Source organism: Legionella donaldsonii (assembly GCF_900452385.1).
Lineage (GTDB): Bacteria > Pseudomonadota > Gammaproteobacteria > Legionellales > Legionellaceae > Tatlockia > Tatlockia donaldsonii.
In genome coordinates, this window is record NZ_UGOA01000001.1 from 1,161,157 (window position 1) to 1,173,462 (window position 12,306).

A 12,306-nucleotide genomic window follows, 5' to 3' on the forward strand; every position below is an offset into this window, starting at 1 on the left:
GATTACATGCAATTCAAAGCGGTAATAGAATCGGTAATTGGAGAAACTAATGTTTTCAAAATTTTTTCATTCAAAGCAATTACAAGCCAGAGAAGAAACTCTTCAGGAAGGAGAGATTGCTTTGTCGAATGCAGTAGAGGAATATATGCAATCCATAACGCAAGGGGACTATGCTCCAGAGTTACCTGAGATGGATTGGGACGCTAACGACGAGGCAAGTTATATCGAGAGACTTTTAAGCCCTGTTTCAGAGTATTTTAACAATCTGTCTATACCCGCATCCTCTGATGCTGGCCTGCCTGCTATTGCTCATCTATTAGCTTCGCTGACAATTCTTAAAGAAATGAGTGGTGTTAAGGCTGATGACAGACTTAAAAAATTAGAAAAAATGGGAGTAATGACGCAAGTTCAAGCCGGTATGCCTGGACCTTGTATGATTTATATCCATGCACTTTTGCAATCGCCCAAATACGATATGATTTCAAAAACTAACTTACTGGGTGATGTGATCAGTTATTTGAGCGGTAATATAAACACCTTCGGTGTACTGGGCGCTACCGTATTAGTTTTTGCGCTCAAGGAATGGTTTGCTATGTTTGAGCGCTTGACTGATAAATTGCAAAACATCTTATCGGAAGATAAAAGTAATCACATGGCTCTTCAAGAAGTGTATTCGACGGAACAGGAAGAAAAGACTTTTGTTGATCAGTGTATTCTGCAAGTTTGGGATATACTCAGCATTGACGTAATGGCGATCGGGTTGGACAAAGACGATTTTCCTGCTCCTCCTGCGTTTCCTTCTCCATTTGGAACTAATGGTTCCTTTTAAATCTACATAGTCGGTTGCAGGCCGAAAGGCTTACAACCCGGCGATTCGAAATAATCAAAAACATCATCAAAAATGCTCTGCAAGGGTGTCTTGACATTATGTGTTGAATGGTGACAATAACACCCAAATTTAATCAATGAGTAAATAGATGACCAATTTTTTTAAAAATAGAGCCCCGGTACAATTAGCCGGTGATGTTGCGATTGGTGCGCTAGGTAACGCCAGGAAAGGTCTTTTCGGTACTCTTTTATTATCTGCAGCTGAAAATTCTATACCTACCGTTGGATCTATTGCCACCATGGCTGGGGCCTGTGCCCTTGGAGGAGCCCTCTTAATCATTCCAGCGATGGCTATAAGAAAAATGTTAATTAGTGAGCTTCAGCCGAACGCTTCTTTTCTTGCGATGGTGGCAAACTCGACAGCCAATTTGTGCTTTAGGACTGCTTTTTCTGTTACTTCAGCCTGTGTTGGAGCAGCTGTTTTAGGATTAGCTATGACTCCTGCTGTGCTAACCAGTCTTACTGCCTCACTAACATTTGGTTTGATCGGCTTCATGGCCGCTCTGATTGTTGAGGCAGCTCGTCCAACGAAGGAGCAAAGAGTCGATTTGCAGGCTATGAATGTAGCATTTTAAATAGCCTTCAAACTATCTTTGGGTACTGCCAAGAGATATTTAGGCTCGTGGCAGTATCTTTCTTTAAGAAAGCCATGTTAAATAATCAAAGTATAGATTTTCGCCTTTGCGGAAATGATAAAACTTAAATCAATCATGAAATTTACATAGCCAAGATAGGATAGAAAATGCTTTTTAAAACTTATTTTCTGGTTGGTGGGGCAGGTTTTATAGGTTCTCATTTTTTAGATGCCTTGTTAGCGGACAAAACAACGCAAAAAGTGACGGTGTATGATAATTTTTCTTCTGGTAAAGAATGGCATTATCAGCAGCACAATGGCGACTCGCGTTTTTCAGTGGTTAATGGTGACGTTAAAGAAAGCGACAAACTGAATAAGGCGATCGAAGGCCACGAGGTTGTTATGCATTTTGCAGCCAATCCGGATATTGCCCGGGCGGTTAAGGAACCGAGTATTGATTTTACTGATGGTATTTATCTTACCTTCCAGGTATTAGAAGCAGCACGATTGGCAAAGGTGAAACGAATTATCTACACCTCAGGCAGCGGAGTCTATGGTGAAGTCCCTATTGAAAGCCCTGAGAATCAAGGCGGTATGTATCCCATTTCTACCTACGGAGCCAGTAAATTAGGTAGTGAAGCGTTTATTTGCAGTTATTGCCATATGTTTGATATGACTGCCTGCGTTTTTCGTTTCGCCAATGTCGTAGGACCTCGTCAAACACATGGAGTAGGGTACGATTTTATAAGAAAGCTTAGTAACGATCCGACCACCCTGGAAATTTTAGGCGATGGTACACAAAGCAAATCGTATATCCATATTCAGGATGTCATTGCGGCAGTTTTACTGGCAAATAGTCACTTAACAAAAAAATATGAGGTCTATAACGTAGCGACTGGCGATTGTATCAGTGTCCATGATATTGCCCAAATTGTTGTCAAATGCATGAAGATAAAAGAGCCAGTCAATTTTCAATTTACCGGGGGTGATAGGGGGTGGAAAGGTGATGTTCCGGTGGTGCGTTTAAACACTGAGAAAATTCATTCCTTGGGATGGTGTTGCCAACAAAATTCTGCCCATGCGATCGAAGCATCCGTTTTGGCGATGATTAAAGAATTAGAGTTGTTGGCCTAACCTGTTGGTTTAAGACCACTCTGTTTGAAGGAACAGAATTTACATGACGTAAATGAGCACGGCAGAGACAGAGATACGCAGCAATAACCAAAAAGAGGTGCAGGTTATCCTACACTAAAATCCAGTATGCCAAGCCAAAACTGATACCCATATAAATACTGATGACTGCAGAGATAATAAAAAGAACCTTGACTAATTTAAACCACTTTGAGTGGCCTGCATAATCTTCGTATAGCCAAAGAGTGATAATTGCCAGGGTGATCCAATAGGGAATGAAATCCATCTCATAGCGTTGAACAGCGAAGGGCAGAAGAAGCAGAAATACGACAATAATAAGAGGAATAAAAAAGGTAAAGAGCAAAAAACGAAGTAAAGGAAGTCTCTCTGGTTTGTTTTCTTTGAAATAAATTTTTAGCAGCTTGGGCAGGGCCAAAATTAAAAGAATAAAAGGAGTCGTTGTTAATACGCCGGCAACTGCTTCAAGATAATAGTCTTTATCAATGTAGTACCAACAATTATGCCAGAGCAGTCCAAAGTAGGGGAAAGTCAAACCTGTAGTGAATGGCTGTAGAAAATAGAAATAAAAACTATAAGCAAGATTACGAGGAATTTTTCCCAGGGTCGCTAATTCAAGATGCAACGCTTTTATATTGTTGCATGAAAGTTGCCAGATATGACCAAAGTCGATAATAGAGTCAAATCTCAAATAGTTGTAGAGTGCTAAAAATCCTCCCACAATAGCTGCTGGAATAACGACAGCCATCGTTAATGTGAACCGGTTTTTAGTCGTGTTCCTGACAAGATAAATTAAAAGTGCAGGCAGTATAAAGAAGCAGACCAGAACAAAATGAGGTCTGGCAGCGACACACAAGGATAAGCAAAGACTGAACAGAACAATATCTTTTGTTTTATATTGTTGGAAAATTTGATAGAGGAAAAATAAAGCGAAACTCATAAAACAATAAGCAGCAGCGATCGCCACTTCGTAGGTTATAGGCCTGGACATTAAAAAAGGAGCCCCATTGGTGAATCCCAGGAGCGAGGCCATTAAGACTAACTGTAGTTCTGAAATACGGGGAAAATAGCGTTCTTTAATTTTTATTAGCAGCAAGAAATTCACTATAAATCCTAATGAAAGGAAAAAGAATGCGGCAAGTCCGCCTGAGGGATAGAAACCCGTTAATAACTTAAAAGGCAGGTAAAACACGACAACTGGAAGGGGGCCAAAATAAAGATAGTATTTCCCTTTGTACAGCGAGGCATCATGCAGTCGGAGGTGACTATTTTGGGTCGGATCATAAGGATCTGCTAACTGCAGTAATTCTGGCGACGGTGAAACAAGTAAATTGAGGTGCCCAGATAAAAAACTCTCCGTTAAATATTGATATAAACTTTGGGGGACGGTATTGAATGATAAATGAAAGGCTGGGTAAAAAGCATATACCATAAGGACGTAGGCAACTATTGCCCCACGGCAAAGCCATTTTTCGTTTGGGTAAGCAGATTGTATTCCTTGGCTCATGAAAGTACCACTTTGGTTCCCTCAAAATCAAAACTAAAGCGGACTTCTTCCAAACCTGCCCGACGCATTGCATGACGCAATTTATTCCGATCAGCTGCATAAAACATTAAAAAACCGCCGCCGCCAGCACCCACTAATTTTCCACCCACAGCGCCATTTTTCATACCAAGCTCATACCAGGCATTAATTTGCTCACTACTCATACCAAGTGAGCGCTGCTTTTTATATTCCCAGTGCTCATGCATCAACTCACCAAAGCGAAGGCCATTGCCTTGCTCCAGGGCTTCTTTGACCTGATAACCCAGGTTTTTGATAAAATGTAAATTTTGCAGCATTTTATCATCGCCTTCCTGGGTTCGGGTTTTTTGATCTTGAAGAATGCTCCCCGCATTTCTGGAATAGCCCGTAAAAAAGAGTAAAAGATTATCTTCTAAATCAAACAACATATCTTTGGTAATATTTAAAGAGCTTGCTGTTACTTGATCATTTTTATGAAAGGTAAAACAAGTTAAGCCGCCATAAGCAGCGATGTATTGATCTTGTTTACCGATTGGTTCCCCCAAACTTTCTATTTCAATACGGCAGGCCAATTCAGCTAATTCTTGTGGATAAATCAATTTGTGGTTATGGGCATAGAGTGCGACCAGTAAGGCTGTAGTAAAACTGCCGGATGAACCCAGACCGGTGCCCGCCGGAATATCCGCCAGGGAGGCAATCTCAATTTGGTTGGAATGCAGCTCGGGTAATCGTAAAACTTCCCGAATGATTCGATGTTTTATCTCATCCACACAGCTGACATGTTCTAATTCGGAATATTTAAGATATATGCCTTTACTAAAGGGCCTCATTACGGTGACATAAACGTATTTGTTGATCGCTCCCGCAATTAAAAATCCTTCGTGTTCGTGGTAATAAGACGGTAAATCCGTTCCACCCCCACCAAAAGTAATCCGCAATGGGCTGCGCGCAATAATCATAGCCTCTCCTAACGAGGTAACTCGAATCCAGCTGCCATCGCATCGTTGTAAAACATTTTCACTGTATCGAGAGAGTAATCTTCTAAATTATAACCAACCAAGGGTAATTTTTTCAGAATATCTTTAGTGACAGTAATAATGTGGCAACCAATAGCATCTGCTTGAAAGATATTGAACAATTCACGCGGGCTGGCCCAGATTAATTCGGCTAGGGGATTCGTTTTAATAATCTCCAAAGCCTCTGCCATTATAGGCAGGGGATCCAGTCCAGTATCTGCAATACGGCCGGCAAATACGGAAATATAACAAGGTACCTCGGGGGATAATGCTGAAGTAATATGACGAACTTGTTCCAGGGTCATCACAGCCGTTATATTCAATTTAACCTGCTGAGCTGCCAGCCTTTTAACTAAGGCATGGCAGGTTTCACGGCGTGTGTTGGTAATTGGAATCTTGACATAAACATTGTCTCCCCAGGAGGCAAGCTGCAGAGCCTGTTGTTCCATTTCACTAAAATCATCGGAGAGTACTTCAAAGGAGATAGGTTGGTCAGGAATAAGGGCAAGAATTTCTTGCGCAAAGGCTTGGTAATCCAATACTCCTTCCTGGCGCATTAAGGTTGGATTAGTAGTCCATCCTTTAATATAGGGCTTGTGGTGCATCTCCAGGATATTTGTTCTGTCAGCGCCATCGGAAAATATTTTTACCCTCAATTGCTCAATTTTTTTATTCATCACACTTCCTCACGAAGAGCTCCTCAGGTAAACCGAGTCGACATGTTAGTTTTGTCTTTCAATTTTGGATGGGACACTAACAAATGCCAAACCACTGCCTGTAACGCTTCGGTATGCGGTGTTATTGTTTCCTTGTTAATTGTTGGAATAATAATGCAGACATCCGCTACTTGGGCCGTATAACCCCCGTCTCGCCCTACAATCCCCGTTATTTTTGCCCCTATTGTTTTTGCATGTTGTAAGGCCATCACAAGATTTGGGCTGACATTTTCAATTAAATTGCCACCTCCCACGGAGAATATAAACACCATATCTTTGTTTGAAAGTTTACTGACTTTTAACCACTCTACAAAGGTTGTTGCCCATCCATCATCGTTAGTTCGTGCAGTCAGTTCTGCGACATTATCAGTCGGTGTATAGGCTTCAATACCAATAATCTTGCGAAAGTCATTGACTGCATGTGAGCAGTTGGCGGCACTTCCTCCTACACCCAGGAAGAATAAGCGTCCGCCTGTCTCTTTGAGGGTAGCAAGGCAAGTAACCATTTGTTCAATTGCACTAATATCTAGCTGATTAAGAATTTCTATTGTTTCGTTCAAATGTTGTTTGGTATAGACCATCATGGTTCTTCTTCATTAACGATTTTTCGGCTTCATGCAATCAAATACAGGCTTAAACTAAATTATTGGGGATTTCTCCAGCTAGGACGTAACCGGTGTCAATTGTAATGTAAGTCTTTTTTTCTGTAATTGCAACCTACGTTTCGCACCAAGATAAACGATTTTTATAATTATTCTGTTCAATAGCCAGGCAGGAGAAGCCTGTGCCACGCGCAGATTCTGCGGCAAGTCCATAGATTTCAAGAGCATACTGACCAAAATAAGAAATGATTTGTTGATGTACTGGTTTTAGATTAGTTACCACACGATGTTTTTGATCGTTTGTCAGGATGGTTACAACAGCTATCACGTTCATCAGCTCAGCAATCCATTTCATTGTGGGATTTTGTACTGGCTTACCCAGCTGATTGGGAAGTGCTTCATCATGCTCCTTTAAGCATTGCCTGATGTGAGCTTGAGCAAAATTGTACACCATGAGACAAAGCGTCATTACCATCATCAAGGCTGTAATTCGCTCAGGTGTTTTAAGGAAGAAAGAGTCCAGTTCGAAGGCATTGTTTTTCATGAATTTAAAGCTTGATTCGACACAGGATTGCTCTTTATATTGTTGAAGCATGGCATGATTATTCAATAGCGAGCTATCACATTGATTACTGGCCAAAATAAAGCGTCCCAGTGTTTCTTTTTTAGCACCCACCCTCTCCAGACAGGTAGAAAGACAGGCTTGTATTTGATATCCAATCACCATTTTTTGAGCTCCAGGTTTTGGGCGACCTTTCCCTGTATGGCGTTCAACAGGTAGAATCTCATAATGAATTTGGTGGTATTTGAGTGATTTGATGAGCGGTTTTAATGCCTGCTTTGCATCGTCAGGACATTGAAAGACCTGGTGACCAAGATGCCATAAGGATTTAATGAGCTCTTGAGATTTTTTATCCAAATGCCTCTGAAAAGTCTTTAGCTCTCGCAACCTCGCCTGTTGCGACTCAATCAAAACCCAGCGTTGTGGAATACCATAAAGAACCGTTTCATGAACACTTCCACGATAGTTTGCATCAAACGGCTCCCAGGTCAGAGCATCACAAGGCTTGTTCAACAATACTTTGGCTTCATTAAGCTGTGCAGGTACTCGGGTTATCCAAAACACGTTATTGAGGCTTGCCAACTGCTCTGGAACATAAAAGGCGGCATCAACCACAAAACAAAGGCCATCAGGCATCCCATGAATACTTTGTGTAAACGCTTGCACCCTCCTAACCGTCTCTTGGAAACTTGTTTTATCACTACTATTCCCATCTAAGGCCTCCATCCATAAGGGGATATTCGCAGCTCCTCCTTGTACTAGTGACAGCATCACTTGCTTTAGATCAGAGCGATTCGCTTTGGAATATCCGTAGTCTGGTTGCGCAATCCCGGGCGCGGCCTCTTCTGTGTCATAGCGGCCGTAAAGAACAAAGCTTGTACTGTCTAAATGCAGTCTCTGGCTTAGTAAATTTTTTTCTCGGGCAATCTCAAAAGCCAATTCCGAATAAAGCCTGGTCACACCGTATTCTGCGATTTTATCCAGGCAGCGACCAAGACTGTCATCATTCAGGTGTGCCGCGTCTAGTTCTGAACCAAGCAGTTGAGCCACAGGCTTATCTTGGAAAAAATGCGGCGTCATATACAACCGGCTATTCATAAAACCCAACCCATTGATAACCATCGCCGCTACTCGACGACCATAGCTTACCACGCCTCCTTTTTTTTCATTTAACTCAAGGCGTGCATCAATTCTCTCTATTATCCCTAATTCTCTAATCGTTGCTGCAACAAGTCCTAAATGCCCCAATTGCTCTGAACTTACTGTATCTCGATTCAGCATCCTTCTCTCCAATAGGTCTTTGGGAGACAAGGGTACCTGATTCTTCTCTTGTGGGCTGTGATCTTTTTCTTATATCGGCTTGATCTTTTTCTCAATTTAACTAATGCGATAATTCCTTGGGGATAATTCTAATTTTAGCTTTTTCATGCTGCGGAATGTCCGTTGCAAAAGGTTTGTTCCGCAATTTGCTAAGAATCAAGATTTAAAATTTATAAGAACAAAATAATAAAAATCAAAAAGTTAACTTATATTTGGCTGCAGAATCCTAGGGATAATTTATGAATGCATCCTGACTTTAATGATGCGTTTTATGGTCCACCAGCTCGTATCCAAGGCATTCATTTTACTCTGTCCAATTCTTTCATGATAATCAATAAACACGGTATGTACTTTATAACCAGATATGATTGGTTTTAATAGTAGTTCAACAGGTAAGGCTGCGCCTTGGGCGTCGAATTGTAAAGCATCAATCATGGTTTTTCGGTAAGCTCGCATTCCACTGTGCAGATCGGTTAGATGCCTAAAAAATAATAGACTGGCTAGCCAGGCAAACACGACATTCCCAACATAGTTAGACCAGGGCATTGCCTGTGGTTTTTTGCCTAGTCGCGATGCATCAACCAGGTCGTAGCCTTGGTCAAGTATTAATGAGGCAAGTTCAGGAATTTTTTTGCTGGGATAAGTATTATCGCAATCTAAAGTAATAATCACTTCGCGACTTGCTTCTCGTAAGGCACGTTCCATAGCTGGACCATAGCCACGGGGCGGAATTTGGCGAATTACTTTTGCCCCCATTTCTTCGGCAATCGTCGCTGTTTGATCGGCGCTCGAATCTATAATGACAATTTCAGCGTCAGGCACAACCTGTTTGATATCTTGAATAACCCTTCCTACGGCTTTTTCTTCATTTTTGGTAATCATGGCAACAGTAACACGTTTCCCTGTAGGATCTGTTGTTAAGCTCATTCAGTTTTTTCTCCAGCTATTTTGCTTGCAACCAAGATGATACGAAAGGCGAATAAGCCAGGTATCAGTCGACTAATCCAATATTCAATAGGATATAAGAATTTACAATAAAATTGATAATAAGGTGAGGTAATAATGGAGTTTGTATCCCCGCTTTTTTGACGGCCGAGTAGAGATTTAATAATGGGTAGGAAAGCCCTCACCAGGAATGGTGTGCAGTCTACCTTTTCAATATTGCAACCACTGGCTTTAACCATCTTTTTAGCGGAACGAAAGGTGAAAAAGCGTATATGGGTACGATCCATGACGCCTGTCATTTCGTAATTAAAGAGGCCAAAAACAAGACGTACGCGATTAAGCCAATTTGCTACATTGGGGAGTGAGATCAGGATTTTCCCATCGTGTTGGAGAAACTCCTGATAATCTCGCAAAATTTGTAGGGGATCATAAACATGTTCCAGCACATCAGAAAAAACAAGGTAGTTAAATTTTTTACCTTGCAACACCTCTCGCACGGTTGCCACTTCATGCAGATCAGCACAGATAACTTGATGAACTCTCTTTTTTGCTTCTTCAGCAATCAAGACATTTGATTCCAGAGCACACACCTCATAGCCAAGCTGGACTAAGGCGGCCCCCAAGAGGCCTCTCCCTGCACCGACGTCTAAAATAGCTGCTGATCCTTTGGCAGGGGGTATTTGCTTTACAATACCTTCATTGATTTCTTCCAGATAGGGGTAATCTTTATTTTTTTGAAAATCCAAAATGAAATTTACATCTGGCATAAAGCAGATCCGGTTAGTTTAGTTAGGGCATTTTTTAAATAGACTAATTTTGTTTGGTGACAATCTACTTTATCGCCATTTAATGTTGCGGCGAGTTTAATGGCCCTGTCGACTGCCATATCGACATTGATATATTCAAAATAACTAAAGCGGCCTAATAAATAGATTCCCAAGTTGGCAAACCAGGCCCTTACTTTAGCAATATTTTCTTCATACCCGACGTCATAGACAACATAAGAATGCTCTACACGGTCAATTTTCTCAAAAACAATTTCGTCGTCAGGAGGCAATAGTTTTCGCTTTTGTAAACCTAGTTTAGTGTGCATTAATATTTCCGCATCGGGCCTGTTCCAGGTTGCGGAATTTTTAGCGCAAGTGATTTCAGCTTGTAAACTCCAATGTCCTTCGGGCCCATTCGCGGCAGAAAAGGTACAAGGATAGCTGATTCGGTTGACCAGGAATTCCGCTTCTGGAAAATAAACCGCGGTATATTGATTGTTGTCAACGCCGCGGATACCAAACGAAACAACATACATCGGGTTAACAATTAATTGTTCCACAGCGAATCGAATGTCATCAGGTATCGCGATATCTAACTTGGTAATGAGGTGGTGAACAGGCATGGTACTGATAACTTGATCATATTCTTTCATGCTGCCGTGCCGATCAAATAATCTGATTTTGCCGTTAATGAACTGGACCTTATCGACGGTAAATTGATAGTTAATGCGATTCGCTTTCTTCCAGGCTTCACTGATCGCTTGATAACCGCCCGTTTGGGGGTAGAAATAATAGAGTTGATGCAAATAACCTTCAGTCGTGTACCCCAAAGAAGATTTGAGGATGTCTTCCGGGGGAGGATTAGGAATACGCTCAGCCATGGACATTGAAAGTTGTTCTACCGGGATATTCCATACTTTTTCGTTGTAGGGAAATAAATAGCGTGAACAAATCCCTTCGCCAAAGGTTTTTAAAAACCACTCTTTCATATTGGCTGGGTTTGCGTATTTTTCTTTATAAGGATTAAAAATAAAATGACGAATACAGTCATAATTATCTTCCAGGGATAGTGCTTTTAAATCATTCTCAAAAGGGTATTTAAGCAACCGGTCTTTATAGGCGATTTTATTGTTACGTCGACACCGGGCAACATTCTCACCCAAGGTGGCAACAATAAAATCTAAAATGTCTTGATCACGAGAAAATAAAATGTGTGGGCCATAATCAAAAGTAAAGCCATTGGCGAGGAACGATGAGGCATGTCCGCCAACATGATTTTTACTTTCCAGGATCTCGGGTGTATCCTTTAGAAAAAGGCTAACAGCCAGACCCGATGGTCCTGCGCCAATGACTGCAAGACGAGACGATGTATTGTTTTTTTGCTTATTAATCATCTGTTAATGGCCTATCCAAAAATCGATACTCCCATGAGATGGGAATTTCATTGATATCATTATATCTAGTTGTCTGCAAATATTATCAGAGCACTAGCCACTCAATTGACCTAAATAAAAGGGAGGACGTCTTACATGAGTTTACCAGTTGCCCTATTAGCCGGCGGGCTCGCGACCCGTTTACTTCCTGTTACTGAGGAAATTCCTAAATCATTGGTAAAAGTAGCAGGCGAATTTTTTATTAATCATCAACTCCGTTATTTACGCAAGCAAGGAATAAGAGAGGTAGTTCTTTGTGTGGGGCATTTGGGTGAGCAGATTGAAGCCATCGTAAGGGATGGTTCTGCCTACGATTTACAAATACGTTATTCTTGGGATGGTCCTCATCTTCTTGGGACGGGGGGAGCATTAAGACAAGCATTAGCGCTTTTAGGTGATGCTTTTTTTATTCTTTATGGTGACTCCTATCTTCCTATTGATTTCAAAGCCGTAGAGCGAAGTTTTCATGAAAGTGGAAAGCTTGCCTTAATGACAGTATTTAAAAATGAAAATCAGGGGGACATCAGTAATGTTCTATTTAAGGACAATAAAATTATTGAATATAACAAACAGAACCCCTCTTCTACTATGCAATATATTGATTATGGATTAAGCATTTTGTCTGCATCTCTCCTGGCCCATTATCCTAAGGGAGAACCGTTTGACCTGGCTGAACTCTTCCATGATTTATCACTTCGGGGAGAGTTGTATGGTTATGAAGTATTTGAACGCTTTTATGAAATAGGTTCTCCGACTGGATTAAAAGAGGCCATCAGTAAGTTACAGGGACGGCAGTCAACGAAATAAAG

At 41.2% G+C, this 12,306-nt stretch carries 12 protein-coding genes; 4 read left to right on the plus strand and 8 right to left on the minus strand.

Features of this window, described 5'->3' with window-relative positions; genetic code table 11:
- The first annotated feature begins 49 nt into the window (after positions 1-49).
- The 3 genes from DYC89_RS05500 to DYC89_RS05510 all read left to right on the plus strand — a co-directional run bounded on the left by DYC89_RS05500 (position 50) and on the right by DYC89_RS05510 (position 2,596).
- Positions 50-829, plus strand: coding sequence for a hypothetical protein (locus DYC89_RS05500; protein WP_115220864.1), 780 nt, complete (start codon positions 50-52; stop codon positions 827-829).
- 148 nt (positions 830-977) lie between these two features.
- Positions 978-1,463 (plus strand): hypothetical protein, encoded by a 486-nt coding sequence (locus DYC89_RS05505; RefSeq protein WP_115220865.1) that lies wholly within the window; start codon positions 978-980, stop codon positions 1,461-1,463.
- A 167-nt stretch (positions 1,464-1,630) separates the two neighbouring features.
- Positions 1,631-2,596, plus strand: coding sequence for an NAD-dependent epimerase/dehydratase family protein (locus tag DYC89_RS05510; protein WP_115220866.1), 966 nt, complete (start codon positions 1,631-1,633; stop codon positions 2,594-2,596).
- Between the two features lie 109 nt (positions 2,597-2,705).
- On the opposite strand, the gene DYC89_RS05515 is transcribed toward DYC89_RS05510, so the two are convergent.
- The 8 genes from DYC89_RS05515 to DYC89_RS05550 form a co-directional block, all read right to left on the minus strand.
- On the minus strand, positions 2,706-4,118 hold the full coding sequence (locus DYC89_RS05515; RefSeq protein ID WP_115220867.1) for a hypothetical protein: 1,413 nt from the start codon (positions 4,116-4,118) through the stop codon (positions 2,706-2,708).
- The gene (locus tag DYC89_RS05520) at positions 4,115-5,095 is read right to left on the minus strand and encodes a galactokinase (RefSeq protein ID WP_115220868.1); all 981 of its coding nucleotides are present in this window, start codon (positions 5,093-5,095) and stop codon (positions 4,115-4,117) included. The genes DYC89_RS05515 and DYC89_RS05520 overlap by 4 nt, the downstream gene beginning before the upstream one ends.
- Positions 5,096-5,103: 8 nt before the next feature.
- Complete coding sequence (locus DYC89_RS05525) at positions 5,104-5,829, minus strand: transaldolase (RefSeq protein WP_115220869.1); 726 nt, start codon at positions 5,827-5,829, stop codon at positions 5,104-5,106.
- 23 nt (positions 5,830-5,852) lie between these two features.
- Positions 5,853-6,452, minus strand: a complete 600-nt coding sequence (locus DYC89_RS05530; protein WP_245953953.1) for an SIS domain-containing protein — start codon at positions 6,450-6,452, stop codon at positions 5,853-5,855.
- A gap of 133 nt (positions 6,453-6,585) precedes the next feature.
- The gene (locus DYC89_RS05535) at positions 6,586-8,313 is read right to left on the minus strand and encodes an IS1634 family transposase (protein WP_115220201.1); all 1,728 of its coding nucleotides are present in this window, start codon (positions 8,311-8,313) and stop codon (positions 6,586-6,588) included.
- A gap of 276 nt (positions 8,314-8,589) precedes the next feature.
- Entirely contained in the window at positions 8,590-9,279 is a 690-nt protein-coding gene (locus tag DYC89_RS05540; RefSeq protein WP_115220870.1) for a glycosyltransferase family 2 protein, read from the minus strand.
- Entirely contained in the window at positions 9,276-10,064 is a 789-nt protein-coding gene (locus DYC89_RS05545) for a class I SAM-dependent methyltransferase (protein WP_115220871.1), read from the minus strand. The genes DYC89_RS05540 and DYC89_RS05545 overlap by 4 nt, the downstream gene beginning before the upstream one ends.
- Complete coding sequence (locus DYC89_RS05550) at positions 10,052-11,458, minus strand: protoporphyrinogen/coproporphyrinogen oxidase (RefSeq protein ID WP_115220872.1); 1,407 nt, start codon at positions 11,456-11,458, stop codon at positions 10,052-10,054. The genes DYC89_RS05545 and DYC89_RS05550 overlap by 13 nt, the downstream gene beginning before the upstream one ends.
- A gap of 135 nt (positions 11,459-11,593) precedes the next feature.
- On the opposite strand from DYC89_RS05550, the gene DYC89_RS05555 reads away from it, so the two are divergent.
- Complete coding sequence (locus DYC89_RS05555) at positions 11,594-12,304, plus strand: nucleotidyltransferase family protein (RefSeq protein ID WP_115220873.1); 711 nt, start codon at positions 11,594-11,596, stop codon at positions 12,302-12,304.
- The last annotated feature ends 2 nt before the right edge of the window (positions 12,305-12,306 follow it).

What these genes read in the sequence shown, in the direction of transcription:
- DYC89_RS05500 (WP_115220864.1), top strand. Translation starts at nt 50, where the DNA reads ATGTTTTCAAAATTTTTTCATTCAAAGCAATTACAAGCCAGAGAAGAA.
- DYC89_RS05505 (WP_115220865.1), top strand. Translation starts at nt 978, where the DNA reads ATGACCAATTTTTTTAAAAATAGAGCCCCGGTACAATTAGCCGGTGAT.
- DYC89_RS05510 (WP_115220866.1), top strand. Translation starts at nt 1,631, where the DNA reads ATGCTTTTTAAAACTTATTTTCTGGTTGGTGGGGCAGGTTTTATAGGT.
- DYC89_RS05515 (WP_115220867.1), bottom strand. Translation starts at nt 4,118, where the DNA reads ATGAGCCAAGGAATACAATCTGCTTACCCAAACGAAAAATGGCTTTGC.
- DYC89_RS05520 (WP_115220868.1), bottom strand. Translation starts at nt 5,095, where the DNA reads ATGATTATTGCGCGCAGCCCATTGCGGATTACTTTTGGTGGGGGTGGA.
- DYC89_RS05525 (WP_115220869.1), bottom strand. Translation starts at nt 5,829, where the DNA reads ATGAATAAAAAAATTGAGCAATTGAGGGTAAAAATATTTTCCGATGGC.
- DYC89_RS05530 (WP_245953953.1), bottom strand. Translation starts at nt 6,452, where the DNA reads ATGATGGTCTATACCAAACAACATTTGAACGAAACAATAGAAATTCTT.
- DYC89_RS05535 (WP_115220201.1), bottom strand. Translation starts at nt 8,313, where the DNA reads ATGCTGAATCGAGATACAGTAAGTTCAGAGCAATTGGGGCATTTAGGA.
- DYC89_RS05540 (WP_115220870.1), bottom strand. Translation starts at nt 9,279, where the DNA reads ATGAGCTTAACAACAGATCCTACAGGGAAACGTGTTACTGTTGCCATG.
- DYC89_RS05545 (WP_115220871.1), bottom strand. Translation starts at nt 10,064, where the DNA reads ATGCCAGATGTAAATTTCATTTTGGATTTTCAAAAAAATAAAGATTAC.
- DYC89_RS05550 (WP_115220872.1), bottom strand. Translation starts at nt 11,458, where the DNA reads ATGATTAATAAGCAAAAAAACAATACATCGTCTCGTCTTGCAGTCATT.
- DYC89_RS05555 (WP_115220873.1), top strand. Translation starts at nt 11,594, where the DNA reads ATGAGTTTACCAGTTGCCCTATTAGCCGGCGGGCTCGCGACCCGTTTA.